Annotated in this window: 16 protein-coding genes and 2 tRNA genes; 5 read left to right on the forward strand and 13 right to left on the reverse strand. The window is 62.0% G+C overall.

Going from position 1 to position 14263, the window contains the following annotated elements; translation table 11 throughout:
* Positions 1-431 precede the first annotated feature (431 nt).
* From serS to ACZ5RT_RS06360, 4 genes are all read left to right on the forward strand, one after another.
* Positions 432-1739, forward strand: a complete 1308-nt coding sequence (serS, locus tag ACZ5RT_RS06345; RefSeq protein WP_464453915.1) for a serine--tRNA ligase — start codon at positions 432-434, stop codon at positions 1737-1739.
* Between the two features lie 29 nt (positions 1740-1768).
* Entirely contained in the window at positions 1769-2233 is a 465-nt protein-coding gene (locus ACZ5RT_RS06350) for a hypothetical protein (protein WP_108428741.1), read from the forward strand.
* A gap of 37 nt (positions 2234-2270) precedes the next feature.
* A tRNA-Ser gene (locus ACZ5RT_RS06355) sits at positions 2271-2360 on the forward strand.
* 99 nt (positions 2361-2459) lie between these two features.
* The gene (locus tag ACZ5RT_RS06360; protein WP_422169849.1) at positions 2460-2633 is read left to right on the forward strand and encodes a hypothetical protein; all 174 of its coding nucleotides are present in this window, start codon (positions 2460-2462) and stop codon (positions 2631-2633) included.
* A 106-nt stretch (positions 2634-2739) separates the two neighbouring features.
* Here ACZ5RT_RS06360 and ACZ5RT_RS06365 read toward each other — a convergent pair whose 3' ends face one another.
* From ACZ5RT_RS06365 to ACZ5RT_RS06390, 6 genes are all read right to left on the reverse strand, one after another.
* Positions 2740-3342: a response regulator transcription factor gene (locus tag ACZ5RT_RS06365; RefSeq protein WP_422169848.1), complete on the reverse strand. Its 603-nt coding sequence runs from the start codon at positions 3340-3342 to the stop codon at positions 2740-2742.
* A gap of 85 nt (positions 3343-3427) precedes the next feature.
* Positions 3428-4744: a tryptophan--tRNA ligase gene (locus ACZ5RT_RS06370; RefSeq protein ID WP_464453916.1), complete on the reverse strand. Its 1317-nt coding sequence runs from the start codon at positions 4742-4744 to the stop codon at positions 3428-3430.
* A gap of 37 nt (positions 4745-4781) precedes the next feature.
* Positions 4782-5450, reverse strand: coding sequence for a site-2 protease family protein (locus tag ACZ5RT_RS06375; protein WP_422169846.1), 669 nt, complete (start codon positions 5448-5450; stop codon positions 4782-4784).
* 162 nt (positions 5451-5612) lie between these two features.
* Entirely contained in the window at positions 5613-6236 is a 624-nt protein-coding gene (locus ACZ5RT_RS06380; RefSeq protein ID WP_291925999.1) for an L-threonylcarbamoyladenylate synthase, read from the reverse strand.
* 78 nt (positions 6237-6314) lie between these two features.
* Positions 6315-7214 carry a DMT family transporter gene (locus tag ACZ5RT_RS06385; protein WP_108428746.1) on the reverse strand — a complete coding sequence of 300 codons (900 nt, stop codon included), beginning with the start codon at positions 7212-7214 and terminating at the stop codon, positions 6315-6317.
* Positions 7211-8065 (reverse strand): 3',5'-nucleoside bisphosphate phosphatase, encoded by an 855-nt coding sequence (locus tag ACZ5RT_RS06390; protein ID WP_464453917.1) that lies wholly within the window; start codon positions 8063-8065, stop codon positions 7211-7213. Before ACZ5RT_RS06390 ends, ACZ5RT_RS06385 begins: the two co-directional genes overlap by 4 nt.
* Positions 8066-8216: 151 nt before the next feature.
* Here ACZ5RT_RS06390 and ACZ5RT_RS06395 point away from each other — a divergent pair, with 151 nt between their 5' ends.
* Entirely contained in the window at positions 8217-8465 is a 249-nt protein-coding gene (locus ACZ5RT_RS06395) for a YfhL family 4Fe-4S dicluster ferredoxin (RefSeq protein ID WP_019430476.1), read from the forward strand.
* Positions 8466-8480: 15 nt separating this feature from the next.
* Here the strand turns inward: ACZ5RT_RS06395 and pth are convergent, their stop codons facing one another.
* From pth to ACZ5RT_RS06430, 7 genes are all read right to left on the reverse strand, one after another.
* Entirely contained in the window at positions 8481-9116 is a 636-nt protein-coding gene (gene pth / locus ACZ5RT_RS06400) for an aminoacyl-tRNA hydrolase (RefSeq protein ID WP_464453918.1), read from the reverse strand.
* Positions 9117-9231: 115 nt separating this feature from the next.
* Complete coding sequence (locus tag ACZ5RT_RS06405; protein ID WP_464453919.1) at positions 9232-9861, reverse strand: 50S ribosomal protein L25/general stress protein Ctc; 630 nt, start codon at positions 9859-9861, stop codon at positions 9232-9234.
* 99 nt (positions 9862-9960) lie between these two features.
* Positions 9961-10938: a ribose-phosphate pyrophosphokinase gene (locus ACZ5RT_RS06410; RefSeq protein WP_291925988.1), complete on the reverse strand. Its 978-nt coding sequence runs from the start codon at positions 10936-10938 to the stop codon at positions 9961-9963.
* 41 nt (positions 10939-10979) lie between these two features.
* Positions 10980-11056: transfer RNA gene (locus ACZ5RT_RS06415), tRNA-Gln, on the reverse strand.
* 34 nt (positions 11057-11090) lie between these two features.
* Positions 11091-11936, reverse strand: a complete 846-nt coding sequence (gene ispE, locus ACZ5RT_RS06420) for a 4-(cytidine 5'-diphospho)-2-C-methyl-D-erythritol kinase (RefSeq protein ID WP_464453920.1) — start codon at positions 11934-11936, stop codon at positions 11091-11093.
* Between the two features lie 37 nt (positions 11937-11973).
* Positions 11974-12492 (reverse strand): lipoprotein insertase outer membrane protein LolB, encoded by a 519-nt coding sequence (locus ACZ5RT_RS06425; protein ID WP_464453921.1) that lies wholly within the window; start codon positions 12490-12492, stop codon positions 11974-11976.
* Positions 12489-14210 carry a tetratricopeptide repeat protein gene (locus ACZ5RT_RS06430; protein WP_422169841.1) on the reverse strand — a complete coding sequence of 574 codons (1722 nt, stop codon included), beginning with the start codon at positions 14208-14210 and terminating at the stop codon, positions 12489-12491. The genes ACZ5RT_RS06425 and ACZ5RT_RS06430 overlap by 4 nt, the downstream gene beginning before the upstream one ends.
* Between the last annotated feature and the right edge of the window lie 53 nt (positions 14211-14263).

Consider the following 14263-nt stretch of genomic DNA (forward strand, 5'->3'; position numbering starts at 1 on the left):
GCGAAGGCACAAGGCATGGACCCCCGATCGAGTCGGGGGTGACGAAAGTGGGCGGCCTGCCCTGTGCTTGTAACGGTCATACCCGCGTCACCCTCTGTCATACCCGCGCATGCGGGTATCCATGGCAGACGAAGGCACAAGGCATGGACCCCCGATCGAGTCGGGGGTGACGAAGCTTAGTTGTCATACCCGCGTATGCGGGTATCCATGGTTGGCGAAGGTACAAGGCATGGTCCCCCGATCGAGTCGGGGGTGACGAAGCTTAGTTGTCATACCCGCGCATGCGGGTATCCATGGCTGGCGAAGGCACAAGGCATGGACCCCCGATCGAGTCGGGGGTGACAAAAGTGGGCTGCATGCCCCCCGATCAGCTCTGCAGTGACCAAAGGTTTACCAAGCCTGACCCATTTCCGGGTCACTACAATGTCAGGATGCTTGATATTGTTCTTCTCCGCAAAGATCTGGACGCCGTTGTCGCGCGTCTGCAGACCCGTAAAAATCCCCAGCCTTTCCTGAATGTCGAGGCGTTTCGCGCTTTGGAGGGCGAGCGCAAAACGTTGCAGACCCGCACCGAAGAGCTGCAAAGCCAGCGCAACAGCCTGTCCAAACAGATTGGCATGCTCAAGGGCAAGGGCCAGCATGCCGAGGCCGATGCGGTCATGGCGCAAGTGGGCGCGATCAAGGATGAGCTCGACGCTTCGGCCCAGCGGCTGGAGGTGATTCAGGCCGAATTGCAAACCCTGTTGCTGGCCGTGCCCAACTTGCCGCACGAATCGGTCCCTGTTGGCGAGGGCGAAGAAGGCAACATCGAGGTGCGCCGCTGGGGCACTGTGCGTAGTTTCGATTTCGAGCTCAAGGACCATGTGGACATCGGCGGCCCGCTGGGGCTCGACTTTGAGACCGGCACCAAGCTGACCGGCTCGCGTTTTACCTTCATGCGTGGCCCGGTGGCCCGTTTGCACCGGGCGCTGGCGCAGTTCATGCTGGATGTGCAGACGCAAGAGCACGGCTACACCGAGTGCTACACGCCCTACATCGTGAATGCCGACACGCTGCGCGGCACGGGCCAGCTGCCCAAGTTTGAAGCCGATCTGTTTGCCGCCAACAAGGGTGGCCAAGAGGGGGAAGAAAGCCAGGCGCTGTACCTGATCCCCACGTCCGAGGTGACGCTGACCAACGTGGTGCGTGACGAGGTGCTGGCCGAGAGCGATTTGCCCATCAAGCTCACGGCACACACCCCATGCTTCCGATCCGAGGCAGGCAGTGGCGGGCGCGATGTGCGCGGCCTGATCCGCCAGCACCAGTTTGACAAGGTCGAGATGGTGCAGATCGTGCACCCGGACCAGAGCTACGAGGCGCTGGAGGACATGACCGGCCACGCCGAAGCCATTTTGCAAAAGTTGGGCCTGCCTTACCGCGTGATGAGCCTGTGCACCGGCGACATGGGCTTTGGCGCAAGCAAGACCTATGACCTGGAGGTCTGGGTGCCCGCGCAAAACACTTACCGCGAGATCAGCTCGGTCTCCAACTGCGAGGCCTTTCAGGCTCGCCGTCTGCAGGCACGCTTTAAAAACGCGCAAGGCAAGAACGAGTTGGTGCACACCCTGAACGGCTCTGGTCTGGCCGTGGGCCGTGCGCTGGTCGCGGTTTTGGAGAACTACCAAAACGCCGACGGCTCGGTCACGGTGCCCGAGGTGCTGCGCCCTTACATGGGTGGTGTGGCGTTGCTCAGCGTTTGATGTTTTTGGCTTTCACCAGGAGTGCGTTGATGAATGGCATGCATCGTGTTTATGGGGCTCTCTTGGTGGCGGTCGGTTTGGCCGCTGGTTTGTCAGGTTGTGCCAACACGGGCAGCTCGACCTCGGTGGCCGTGGGGCCGGATGGCAAAGTGCAAAACCCTGTGCAATTGCTCGGGCAGCTGCCTTTGCCGCCGGGTGCGGCCATACGGGCTGAACAGTCCCTGATCATTGGCGCAGGTGACAATTGGGTGGGCCGCGTGGTGCTGGATGTGGGGCGTGACTTTGACGCCGCATACCGCTTTTTCCTGGAAACCTATCCGGCACAGGGCTGGACCGTGGTGTCGGCGGTGCGCGGCAAAAACAGTTTTCTGGTCATGACGCGGCAAGAACGCACCGCGACGTTCGAGATGGTGGATGGCGGCATGATGGGCAGCAGCGTGTCTTTGACGATGGCCCCGCGCAACGCGGCGGTCATGGTGCCGAAAAAGCCCTGAGGGGCTCTGCTAGAATCACAGCTTCGACAAATACTCAGGAGGGGTGGCAGAGTGGTCGAATGTACCTGACTCGAAATCAGGCGTAGTGGCAACATTACCGAGGGTTCGAATCCCTCCTCCTCCGCCAGTTGAAAACCCCGCAGTGGTTCACCATTGCGGGGTTTTTTTATGACTTTCGCGGCGTTCAGTTTCGCTGACACCCTTCTCCAAACTTCAGGCAGTGGCCATGAAATCCTTGTTTTTGTTGTTATTGGCGGGTGTGGCGAGCGCATGCCTGTCGGGCTGCACCGTGTTGGCGATTGCCGATGCCGCAGGCTCTGCGGTGGTTTACGGGGTCAAGACCACCGTCAATGTGCTGGATGCGGTGACGCCAGACATTGTGAACAAGAAGAAGGATTGAAACGTTCAGCCAAGGCTGTATGGGTGCTGAAGACCCACCATGCAAAACCGGCACAGAGGTGCCGGTTTCCAAGAACAAAACAGGCACTTCAAGTGCCTGTTGTTTTTTAAATACCCAGCCAGCCGTTGGTGCGGGCGAAGTGCAGCGCTTGCGTGCGGCTGTTGACGCCCAAGCGGCGGAACAGACGCCAGAAGTGCACCTTGACGGTGTGCTCGCTGATGTCGAGTTTCTCGGCGATTTCGCGGTTGGACAGGCCTTGGTCCAGCATCAAGATCAGTTGCTTTTGGCGCTTGGACAGTTTGGTCGGACCGGCAGGCGTGGCTTCTTCCTCTGCCTCTTCTTCTTCGGTGATCAACAGGCTGCGCAGGGCTGCAATGATTTGCGCAGGGCTGTTGGATTTTTCGATGAAGGCATTGGCACCGGCTTCGAGGCAGCGCGATTCGAATTCGCTGGCGCTGGCACTGGTGACGACTGCCAAGGGCACGTTCGGGAATTTGGCTTTCAGCACCTGAACGCCGGACATGCCCAGGGTGTCGGGCAACTGCAGATCCAGGCAGAAAAGTTCGGGCACGCCGTTCTTCTCAACCGTCGATTCCACCACGTTCAATTTGTGGATGGGGATGATCTTGAGTCCTGGCTTGACACGGTGGACCAGCATGGTGAGCGCATCGCGCATCAGGGGGTGGTCATCGATGACATATACAGTCATGTTTTAGATCTCTGCAGTAGGCTTAAAGTTTAAGGATACACCTAATTGTGAGTTTGCGCAATATAAATTGGCAAATTTGGAAAAGTTATTTAATTGTTTTTTGCGAATTAGCGATTTCTGACAGAGCAAGGCCCACGGTTTGTGCTTTTTCGGGTGTCAATGCTTCCAGCACAGAAGCCATGTCTGTCAGGCCAGCCAGCCCCTCGGCTTGCAGGCGCGCGATGGTCTGCCCGGCTTCCTTGGGTGACGCGAAGCCGCGGCTTTGCAAGAGCAGCTGGCCTTGTGCGTCGACCAGCTTGAAGTAGAACTGGCCGTCTTTTTCGCGGTATTGCTTGAAGCTGGGGAGCGCGGTCTTGGCTTCCTTGGCCACGGGTGCCGTGCTGCCGGATGACAGGGCACGCAAGCCCACGGCGTGGCGCAACTCGCGGATGAAAGGCGTGGCCAGCTGGCGGGCTTTGTCGGCCCCGGCCAGCAAAATTTGGTCCATTTGCGCAGGGTTGTCGATCAGGGCTTGGTAGTGCTCGCGCATGGGCGCGATCTCGCGGTCGATGCGCTCGAACAGCATTTGTTTGGCGTCGCCCCAGCCGATGCCGTCGGCATAGGCGCGGGCCATGGCTGCAGTCTCTTCGGCGCTGGCAAAGGCCTGGTAAATCTGGAACAGGGCCGAGCCTTCGGTGGCCTTGGGCTCGCCCGGTGCTTTGGAGTCGGTCACGATGGCCGCGATTTGCTTGCGCATTTGGGCGGCGGGGGCGAACAGCGGGATGGTGTTGTCGTAGCTCTTGCTCATCTTGCGGCCATCGAGGCCTGGCAAGAGGGCCACCGATTCTTCGACCACGGCTTCGGGCAGCACGAAATGCTCGCCATACAAATGGTTGAAGCTCGACGCCATGTCGCGCGCCATCTCGATGTGCTGGATCTGGTCGCGGCCCACGGGCACCTTGTGCGCCTTGAACATCAAGATGTCCGCGCCCATGAGCACCGGGTACATGAACAGGCCCGCCGACACATCGCTGTCCGGGTCATGGCCTGCGGCGTTGTTTTTGTCGACTGCCGCTTTGTAGGCGTGGGCACGGTTGAGCACGCCCTTGCCAGTCACGCAGGTGAGCAGCCAGGTGAGTTCGGGGATTTCAGGAATGTCGGACTGGCGGTAGAAGGTGACTTTGTCCGGGTCCAGTCCCGAGGCGATCCAGCTCGCAGCGATCTCGAGCGTGGAGCGCTGGATGCGGGCGGGCTCGTCGCACTTGATGAGCGCGTGGTAGTCGGCCAAGAAGTAAAAACCATCGGTGCTGGTGTCGCGGCTGGCTTGTACCGTGGGGCGGATGGCGCCCACGTAGTTGCCCAGGTGGGGGGTGCCTGTGGTGGTGATGCCGGTGAGGACGCGGGTGCGGGTTTTGGAGTTCATGAGAAAAGCAGACGGGGAATGATCAGCGCCACTGAATTTATCGCAACAGAGCGGCCAGTGGACTGAGGGTAAGTTTCAGGAAGTCAAAGGTCAGACCCATCAGGGGCTGCATCCACCAGGCGCTGATGAGGCCGGTGAGCACCAGGGCCATGACGATGAAAAAGCCCCAGGGCTCGATGCGCGACACCAGCACGGCCTGACGCCAGGGCAACAGACCCACCAAAATGCGCCCGCCATCCAGCGGAGGCAGGGGGAAGAGGTTGAAGGCGAACATGACCACGTTGGTCAACATGCCGGCTTTGCACATTTCGAGGAAAAAGCGCTCGGTCACGCCACTGCCTGCCAGCGCGTAAAGCAGAACGCCCCAGAGCACAGCCTGAACCAGATTGGAGGCAGGACCCGCCAGTGCCACCCAGACCATGTCGCGCTTGGGGTGGCGCAGCAAGTCAAATCGCACCGGGACCGGCTTGGCATAGCCGAACAGGAAAGCACCACTGGTGCTGAAGTACAGCAGCAGCGGCAGCAAGATGGTGCCCAGCGGGTCGATGTGCGGCAGGGGGTTGAGCGTGACGCGACCCAGCATGGCGGCGGTGTTGTCACCCAGACGCTGCGCGGCATAGCCGTGGGCGGCCTCGTGCAGCGTGATGGCGAAGATCACGGGCAGGGCATAAATCAGGACGGTCTGGATGAGGTCGGACATAAGCATCAGATTGTCTCAGACCTGGCCAGCGCCTGGGTCTGGGGGGCTCAGTGGCTATGTGGGAGAGTGCTCACAGTTTTATGTGGGAGCGAGCCTCTGCTCGGGAATGGTGCTGGTGGCAGTGCGCACATTCGGCCGCGGGGGCGGCCTCCCACTGCACAAAAGATTTCAGAGGCCCAGGCGCGCGGGGTCGCCCTGGCCTTGGCGCAGCACTTGGGGCTCGTCGCTGCTCATGTCGATCACGGTGGTGGGCTCGAGCGAGCAAGCCCCGGCGTCGATGACCGCGCCCACCTGGTGCTCCAGGCGTTCGCGGATCTCTTCGGGGTCGTTGAGGGGCTGTTCTTCGCCGGGCATGATGAGGGTGGCCGCCAGCAGCGGGGCGCCATGCAGGACCAGCAGTTCTTGCAGCACCTGATGCTCGGGCACGCGCAGGCCAATGGTTTTGCGTTGGGGGTGGCTCACGCGGCGCGGCACTTCCTTGGTGGCCTCCAGAATGAAGGTGAAAGGGCCGGGCGTGGCCTGCTTGATGGCCCGAAATTGGCGGTTGTCCACCCGCGCGTAGTTGGCCAGTTCGCTCAGGTCGCGGCACAGCAGCGTCAGGTGGTGCTTGTCGTCCACGCCACGGATGCGGCGCAGCTGGTCGGCGGCGTTTTTGTCGTCGAGGTGGCAGACCAGGGCGTAGCTGGAGTCGGTGGGCACGGCCAGCACGCTGCCCTGGTTGAGCAGCTGCACGGCTTGCTTGAGCAGGCGCGCTTGCGGGTTGTCGGGGTGAACAGTGAAAAACTGGGCCATGGGTGGGGACAGTCGGTTGCCGGTGGTGATCGTATGTCGGTAGATGGGGGCGAAATCCCGCAGCGGAAGGGCGTTGCCTCAGGATTCAGGGGGCTGGATGGCAATGCGGTTTTCGCGCACGGTGAGCCAGGCCCCCAAAGCGCCGCACAGGGCCACCAGGCCCATGCCGACAAAGGTCCACTGGTCGGGCAGGTGGTTGAACACCAGCCAGCCCCCCAGCACCGCAAAGCCGATCTGGGTGTACATGTAGGGCGTGAGGGTGGCGGCCGGGGTTCGGCCATAGGCCAGGATCAGCAAGAAATGCCCGATCGAGGCCAGCACGCCCATGATCAGCAGCTGCAACCAGACGGTCCAGTCTGCGGGCATTTCCCAGACAAAGGGCAGCAGCAGTGTGGCCATGCCCGTGCCGATCCAGCCGGTGTAAAAGTGCGTGGTGATCGGGTCTTCGGTCTTGGCCATCTTGCTGGTCAGCAGCTGAAAGCCGGAGTTGGTGCCTACCAACATCAAGGGCAGGATCACCGTCCAGTCAAAGTGCTGGCTGCCGGGGCGGATGATGACCATCGTGCCCAGGAAGCCGCCCACCACCAGCAGCCAGCGCAGGGGGCGGATTTTTTCCTTGAGCATCCATGCCGCCAGCAAGGTGATGACCAAGGGGGCCAGCAGCGAGATGGCGGTGAACTCGCCCACGGGCATGTATTTGAGGCTCAAAAAAGCCAGGATGCTGCAGGCAAACAGCAGCAGGCCACGGGCCAGCTGAAAGCGCGGGTGCTCGGTGCGCAAAACGCGCCTGCCGCGCCCCGGCCAGACCACCACCGTGGTGATGAGCGCCTGAATGGCGTAGCGGAACCACAGCGCCACCATCACCGACAAACCGGCACTGACATGCCGGGTGGTGGTGTCCAGGGTGGCGAAGCAGGCGGTGGCCAGGACCGCAAAGCCGATGCCCTGAAGGCTGGCGTGTCGGTGCGTCGGATTCACTGGATGCGGTCGGCCAGCAATTCCCAAACCGGGGTGAGTTGGCCAGGCAGGTAGGGCAGGGTGCCCAGGTCGATGCGGCTTTCGTCGGGGCTGTGAAAGTCACTGCCGCGCGAAGCCACCAGGTCGAATTCGAGGGCGGTTTCGGCGTAGCGCACCGCTTCTTGCGAGGAATGGCTGCCGGTGATGACCTCCACCCCGCGACCGCCGTGGGCCTTGAATTCGCTGAACAGCGCGTACTCTTCGTTGGGCGTGAAGCCGTAACGGGCCGGGTGGGCAATGACGGCGATGCCGCCCGCTTCGGTGATCCACTGCACGGCTTCCTGCAGCCGTGCCCAGCGGTGTGGCACGTAGCCGGGTTTGCCTTCGGTCAGGTATTTGCGAAACACCTCCGAGGTGTCGCTGCATACACCCGTTTCGACCAAATGACGGGCAAAGTGGGTGCGCGAAATCAGCTCGGGGTTGCCCACGTATTGCAGGGCGCCTTCGTAAGCGTTTTTGATGCCGACCTTGGCCAGGCCGTCCGACATCTCCTGGGCGCGTTCGCTGCGCCCGCCCCGGGTGCGGCGCAAGCCGGTCACCAGGGCGCTGTTGTGGGGGTCAAAGCCCAGGCCCACGATGTGCACCGTTTGGTGGGCAAAGGTGACCGAAATTTCTGTGCCCGTGAGGTAGGGCATGCCCAGTGCCTTGGCCGCAGCCAGGGCGCGGTCTTGGCCGCCCACTTCGTCGTGGTCGGTCAGTGCCCACAGTTCCACGCCGTTGGCTTTGGCGCGTTCAGCCAGGGCTTCGGGGGTGAGGGTGCCGTCGGAGATGACGGAGTGGCAATGCAGGTCGGCGTTCATCATCGGGTCCATTTTAGGCGCATGCCGCTGGGTCAGCGCCACTCGTGGGGACTGGCCTGTTTCAAGCCCCGGGGCAGGCAACAGCCCTGCAGTTCTTCGGGCTGATGCCTGTGGTCGATAATTCGGGCATGACCACGATGCAGACTTTTGCGGAGCCCCAGCCATGGCACTGATGATCACCGATGAATGCATCAACTGCGATGTGTGTGAGCCCGAGTGCCCGAACCAGGCGATTTATCTGGGCGAAGAAATTTACGAAATCGACCCGTCCAAGTGCACCGAGTGTGTCGGGCATTTTGACGAGCCCCAGTGTGTGCAGGTCTGCCCCGTGGCTTGCATTCCCGTCAACCCCCAACACGTCGAAAACCAGGAGTCGCTCTGGGCCAAATACCGCCGCTTGCAGGGGCAGTGAGGCGGGTGGCCTGCATCACTCGGCTGCAGGGGCGTCTGGCGCAGGTGTTTTGACGGGGCGGGGTGGTTTGGGGCGTGGCGGCTTGCTGGTGTGGATGCGGGCCATGGCCTTTTCCATGTCGCCCGCCAGGAGCAGGGGCAAGGCGTTTACCGCGCGGTGGATGCTGTCGTCGATGGCTTTGCGGTGCTCCAGCATCGGCTTTTTCAAGACCCAGCTGACCACCTCGGCCTTGTCGCCCGGGTGGCCGACGCCAATGCGTAGCCGCCAGTAGTCGGCTGTGCCCAGTTGGGCATGGATGTCGCGCAAGCCGTTGTGCCCGGCGTGGCTGCCGCCGAGCTTGAGCTTGGCTTCGCCGGGCGGGATGTCCAGTTCGTCGTGCGCCACCAGAATCTCTTGCGGCTGGATTTTGAAGAACCGCGCCAGTGCGCTGACCGATTTGCCCGACAGGTTCATGAAGGTCTGGGGCTCGAGCAACCACACGTTGTGGCCGTTGACGGTGGTGCGGGCCACCAGGCCGTGGTAGCTGCGCTCGGGCACCAGCGACACCTTGAGTTCGCGGGCCACGGCATCGATCCACCAGAAACCGGCGTTGTGGCGGGTGTCTTCGTATTCGTTGCCCGGGTTGCCCAGGCCGACAAGCAGTTTGATCATGGTGCGAGATTATCCTTGGCGCAGGCGGCCTTGCGGGGGGAGCCGCTGGCCCCAAAGCAAAAGGCCCGCTTGCGCGGGCCTTGCAGAGCGGGGCTTTGCAGCCCCAGGCAGAAGATCACTTCTTGCCTTTGCCCTTGCCTTTGGCGTCTGCAGGGGCAGCGGCCACAGGGGCTGCAACCACTTCTTCCACGGGAGCCACCACGGACACGAGGACCGGGTTTTTCTTGCCATGGGTGACGGCTTTGCAGCCAGCAGGCAGGGTGATGTCGTTCAGGTGCAGCGAATTGCCCTTGGTCAGGCCCTTCAGATCCACCGCGATGAACTCGGGCAGGTTGGCGGGCAGGCAAGCCACTTCGATTTCGGTCGCCACGTGGGTGACGGTGCACTTGTCGGTCTTGACGGCTTCGGACTCTTCTTCACCGCTGAAGTGCAATGGCACCTTCATGTGCAAAGTGGTGTTGGCGTCCACGCGCTGGAAGTCGATGTGTTGCACCAACTGCTTGAACGGGTGCATCTGGTAGTCACGCAGCAAGACTTTGCTGGTCTGACCGTTCAGTTCCACGTCCAGGATGGAAGCGTGGAAAGCTTCCTTTTTCAGGGCGTGCCACAAAGCGTTGTGGTCCAGCTCGATCAGTTGGGGGGCCGATGTGGAACCGTAAACGATGCCAGGCGTGCGGCCGGAATTGCGGAGACGGCGGCTCGCACCCGTGCCCTGCTTAGCGCGCTCAAAAGCGACGAATTTCATACATTTCTCCTTCTAGGGCCCACCGCGACCAGTGCGGCCCTGACTTAAAAAAGCCAGCCAGTCCACAAGGACGGCTGGCCACTGGTGGCCTCTTCCCGATCAGGCTTGATCGGAGAACAGGCTCATCACCGACTCGCCGTGCGCAATCCGGTTGATCGTTTCGGCGATCAGCGGTGCCACTGAGAGTTGGCGAATCTTGGAACACGCTGCGGCTTCGGCCGTCAGCGGGATGGTGTTGGTGACCACGACTTCGTCGAGGGCCTCGCCCTTGGCAATGCGGTCGATGGCCGGACCCGAAAAAATCGGGTGTGTGCAATAGGCGTAGACTTTTTTGGCGCCGCGCTCTTTGAGCACCTCGGCCGCTTTGACCAAGGTGCCAGCGGTGTCGATCATGTCGTCCATGATCACGCAGTTGCGGCCGTCGATCTCGCCGATGACGTGCATGACTTCGCTCACGTTGGCTTTGGGGCGGCGCTTGTCGATGATGGCCAGGTCGCAGCCGAGCTGTTTGGCCAAGGCACGGGCACGCACCACGCCGCCCACATCGGGCGACACGACGATCAGGTCGTCGTAGTTTTGCTGGCGCAGGTCACCCAACAGAACAGGGGAGGCGTAAATGTTGTCCACCGGGATGTCGAAGAAGCCCTGGATCTGGTCGGCGTGCAAGTCCATGGTCAGCACGCGGTCCACACCCACAGCTTGGAGCATGTTGGCGACCACTTTGGCCGAAATCGGCACGCGGGTCGAGCGGGGGCGGCGGTCCTGGCGGGCGTATCCGAAATAAGGAATGACGGCGCTGATGCGGCCAGCCGAGGCGCGTTTGAGCGCGTCGACCATGATCAGCAGTTCCATCAGGTTTTCGTTGGTGGGTGCGCAGGTGGACTGCACCACGAACACTTCGCGTGCACGAACGTTTTGCTTGAGTTCGACAGTGACTTCGCCGTCAGAGAAACGGCCCACATCGACCGCGCCGAGCTGTGTGCCCAGGTGCTTGGCGATCTCGGCAGCCAAAACGGGATTGGCGTTGCCGGTGAACAGCATGAATTCGGGGGGGAGTGAAGCAGGCTGCATGTGCATTCCAGCGATCAGATAAAGGGGCCTGTACGATTGAACGTATTTGGCAGGGGAAGAAGGACTCGAACCTTCGAATGCCGGAATCAAAATCCGGTGCCTTAACCAACTTGGCGACTCCCCTACACGGGTTGACCGCTGAAACAGCGGCCGACCGATCAACTATCGCTGGATGCCCAACCCTGTAAAGGGTGAACCTCCAAATTGCTGCATTGGCGTCCTTGCCATCGGTCTGGGACCTGAATTGGCGCGGTGCCTGAGGTGCAATGTGCGAACACTGCACTGCCAGAACCTGTCATTTTGCCGTTCATGCCTGCGTTGCCAAACACTTGGAGTGCGAGGGAAACGTCTGGGCAGATCGTTTGAGCAACAGGTTGCAGATCATTGTGACCAAAGTCATATGGCGCTGCAGCGAAGACCGAAATTGTAGCAGGCTTTGTGGCCCGTTGAAGCGCCGGGTGCGTAAAAATTTGCGCGGTTTCGACGCCCGAAGGGGGTTTGAGGACCCAAAACCGCGCCGCAGGCAGTGCGATGGGGGTGATTTGCTCGCCAATGCCTTCCACCCAGGCGTTGTGGCCGCGCAGGAAAAAAGGCACGTCTGCGCCCAGTTGCAGGCCCAGTTGTTCGAGCGCAGGCCGCTTCAGTTTCAGGTCCCAAAGCCGGTTGAGTGCGAGCAGGCAGCTGGCCGCGTCTGACGAGCCGCCGCCCATACCTGCCTGGGCTGGGATCTGTTTTTCGACCGCGATGTGCACGCCTTGTGTGCAGCCTGTGTGTTGTTGCAGCAATTTGGCGGCGCGGGTGATCAGGTCGTCGGCAGGCAGCTGGACAGTCAGGTCTTCGCGGCTGATGCCGCCGCCGGGGCGTTTTTCAAAGTGCAGGGTGTCGCACCAGTCGATGAGCATGAACACCGATTGCAGCAGGTGGTAACCGTCGGGGCGCTGGCCTGTGATGTGCAGGAACAGGTTGAGCTTGGCCGGGGCCGGAACGTCGTGCAGCAGTTTCATGGGGCAGATTATCGTCAGACCAGAGGCGCGAGCGGCTTCAGCGGTCGAGCAGGATGCGCAACACGGCTTCGGGGCCCGGGGCGTTTTTGCGGGCGGTCAGGCGACCTTCGCGGTGGGTCGTCAGATCCACTTGCCAGCCCGGTACGTCAGCGGCTTTGCCCGCCAGCCATTCAAACAGCGCGGCAATGGGCAGCTCGGTGCCCGTCAGGCGCTGGCTCAGGCTTTGCAGGTTGGCGCTTTCGGTTTTGTCCTGGCCTTGCTCCAGCACGGCGGCTTGGGGTGTCCAGCTCAGGCGTGCCAGTGTCGTGCCAATCGGGCTGAGCAAGACCAGTTGGCCTTGGTCGGCCGAGCCTTGCAGCTCAAAGCTGGCACTCCAGTTTTGCGGTGGCGTGCTTTGCAACTGCAAGGCCAGACGCCCCGACCAGAAGGCAGCCGGGTCAGCGGGCGTGGGGCGGGGGGTGGCACACCCGGCCAGGCTGAGCAGGCCCAGACTCAGCAGGCCCAGCCAGGCACGTCGCTCAGGCGGAGATGGCAGGGGCTGCCGGGGCGGCTTCATGGTTTGAAGTTGAAGCGTTTGAGGGTTTCGACCAGGGTTTCGTTGTCGGCCTTGAGCAGCAGGCCTTCGCGCCAGATGGTGCCGGCTTCGCGTTGCTGGCCGGTCACCCAGAGCACCTCGCCCAAGTGCGCGGCGATCTCGGCATCGGGCTTGGCTTTGTAGGCGGCTTTGAGGATGGTCAGGGCTTCCTGGTGCAGGCCTTGGCGGTACTTCACCCAGCCCAGGCTGTCCTGGATGTAGGCGTCTTTGGGCGACAGTTGCACGGCTTTTTCAATCAGTTGCTGCGCTTCTTCCAGGCGGATGTTGCGGTCTGCGAGGGAATAGCCCAAGGCATTGAAGGCATGTGCTTCTTGCGGTGCCTTGGCCATGAGCTGGCGCAGCAGGGCCTCCATTTCGTCGTAGCGTTTGAGCTTTTCGCAAACCATCGACAACTCGGTCAGCAACTCGGTGTCGTCGGGTTTTTTGTCCAGGGCAGCCCGCACCAAGGGGTAGGCCGCGGCCGCGTCGCGGTGCTCACGCAGCCAAAAGGACTGGGCCAGCACCTTGCGGCGTGCCTGTTCGGCGTTGGCCGGTTTGACTTGGGCCAACACGCGGCGCGCCTCGTCCATGCGGCCTTGCTGCGCCAGCAGGTCGGCTTGGCGGCTGGCCAGCTTGATCGGGTCGGCCCCGGCGGGCATGCGGCCGAGCCATTGGTTGGCGCGGTCCAGTTGCCCTTGCTTTTGCGCGATTTGTGCCAGGCTCATCAAGGCTTCGGCCAATCCGGCCTGCTGCTCTGGCGTGGGGTTGTTGGCCACCAGCCGGGTGTATTGTTCGAGGCGTTTTTCAGCTTCAGGCAGCTGGCCGTTTTCCTGCAAGACCAGGCCGTGGATCAGCCAGCCATCGGCAAATTCCGGGTGCTTGGCGTTGAGCACCGCCAGTTGTGTCAAGGCTTCAGGGTAGAGCTGCAGGCCCACCAAAGTGCGTGCATAGCCCAGACGCAGTTCGGGCACCACATCGGTTTTCATGGCCGCATCGACCATGGGTTTGAGGGTGCTGTTGGCGTTGACCAGCAGGCTGAGCGCCAACACCAAAGGCCCCGTGGCCTTCGGGTCGGCGGCGTGGCCTTGCGTCGAGGCTTCGACCGCCCGCGAGATCTGGCCCGCATCCCGGCGCATGCGGCCCACGGTGGTCCAGGCTGTCGCGGCGGTGGTTTTTTGGGTGAAGGCCTGGGCCAGGGCTTTTTCCACCACATCGGCCGCCAGGGGCTTGTCTTGCACCACGCTGAACAAACGCGGCACGGAAGCAATGGCGCCGGGCTGCTCGTCCAAGGGCAGCTCGTTGATGGAGACCGCCAGGGCTTTGCCCGCTTCTTCCACCCGGTTCAGGGCCAGCAAAATCTGGAGCACGTAGCGACTGGCCTCGATGGCGGAGGGGATTTCCCTTTTCCAGGTTTGCGCCGCTTGCAGTGCGGCCTCGCCAGAGCGGGCTTGCAGGGCCATGTCGACCGCGCGCTGGAACAGCGCCGGGTCGCGGGTTTTGCGTGCCGCGTCGAGCATGATGGAAAAACCGCTGCCCGGCGAGCCCATGCGGGTGTTGAGTTCGCCCAGCAGGATTTGGTAGAACAGGGCCGCGTCCAGCGCCGATTGTCGGGGTGCCGTTTCGGCTTTGGGGGCGACAGACTGCGCCCAAGCACCGACGACGCACGAGGACAAGAGGGCAAGTCGAAACCAGAATTTCATGCCGACCATCATAATCCAGCCACCTTTTTAACCAGGGCGCTGCAGGCCAATGG

Source organism: Limnohabitans sp. TEGF003, assembly GCF_055395455.1.

Coding starts and splice junctions, on each gene's coding strand:
- ACZ5RT_RS06430 (WP_422169841.1), bottom strand. CDS start 14,210: ATGAAATTCTGGTTTCGACTTGCCCTCTTGTCCTCGTGCGTCGTCGGT.
- ACZ5RT_RS06390 (WP_464453917.1), bottom strand. CDS start 8,065: ATGGACCCGATGATGAACGCCGACCTGCATTGCCACTCCGTCATCTCC.
- ACZ5RT_RS06365 (WP_422169848.1), bottom strand. CDS start 3,342: ATGACTGTATATGTCATCGATGACCACCCCCTGATGCGCGATGCGCTC.
- ACZ5RT_RS06375 (WP_422169846.1), bottom strand. CDS start 5,450: ATGCTTATGTCCGACCTCATCCAGACCGTCCTGATTTATGCCCTGCCC.
- ispE (WP_464453920.1), bottom strand. CDS start 11,936: ATGAAACTGCTGCACGACGTTCCGGCCCCGGCCAAGCTCAACCTGTTC.
- pth (WP_464453918.1), bottom strand. CDS start 9,116: ATGATCAAACTGCTTGTCGGCCTGGGCAACCCGGGCAACGAATACGAA.
- ACZ5RT_RS06370 (WP_464453916.1), bottom strand. CDS start 4,744: ATGAACTCCAAAACCCGCACCCGCGTCCTCACCGGCATCACCACCACA.
- ACZ5RT_RS06350 (WP_108428741.1), top strand. CDS start 1,769: ATGAATGGCATGCATCGTGTTTATGGGGCTCTCTTGGTGGCGGTCGGT.
- ACZ5RT_RS06395 (WP_019430476.1), top strand. CDS start 8,217: ATGGCACTGATGATCACCGATGAATGCATCAACTGCGATGTGTGTGAG.
- ACZ5RT_RS06425 (WP_464453921.1), bottom strand. CDS start 12,492: ATGAAGCCGCCCCGGCAGCCCCTGCCATCTCCGCCTGAGCGACGTGCC.
- ACZ5RT_RS06405 (WP_464453919.1), bottom strand. CDS start 9,861: ATGAAATTCGTCGCTTTTGAGCGCGCTAAGCAGGGCACGGGTGCGAGC.
- ACZ5RT_RS06360 (WP_422169849.1), top strand. CDS start 2,460: ATGAAATCCTTGTTTTTGTTGTTATTGGCGGGTGTGGCGAGCGCATGC.
- ACZ5RT_RS06410 (WP_291925988.1), bottom strand. CDS start 10,938: ATGCACATGCAGCCTGCTTCACTCCCCCCCGAATTCATGCTGTTCACC.
- serS (WP_464453915.1), top strand. CDS start 432: ATGCTTGATATTGTTCTTCTCCGCAAAGATCTGGACGCCGTTGTCGCG.
- ACZ5RT_RS06380 (WP_291925999.1), bottom strand. CDS start 6,236: ATGGCCCAGTTTTTCACTGTTCACCCCGACAACCCGCAAGCGCGCCTG.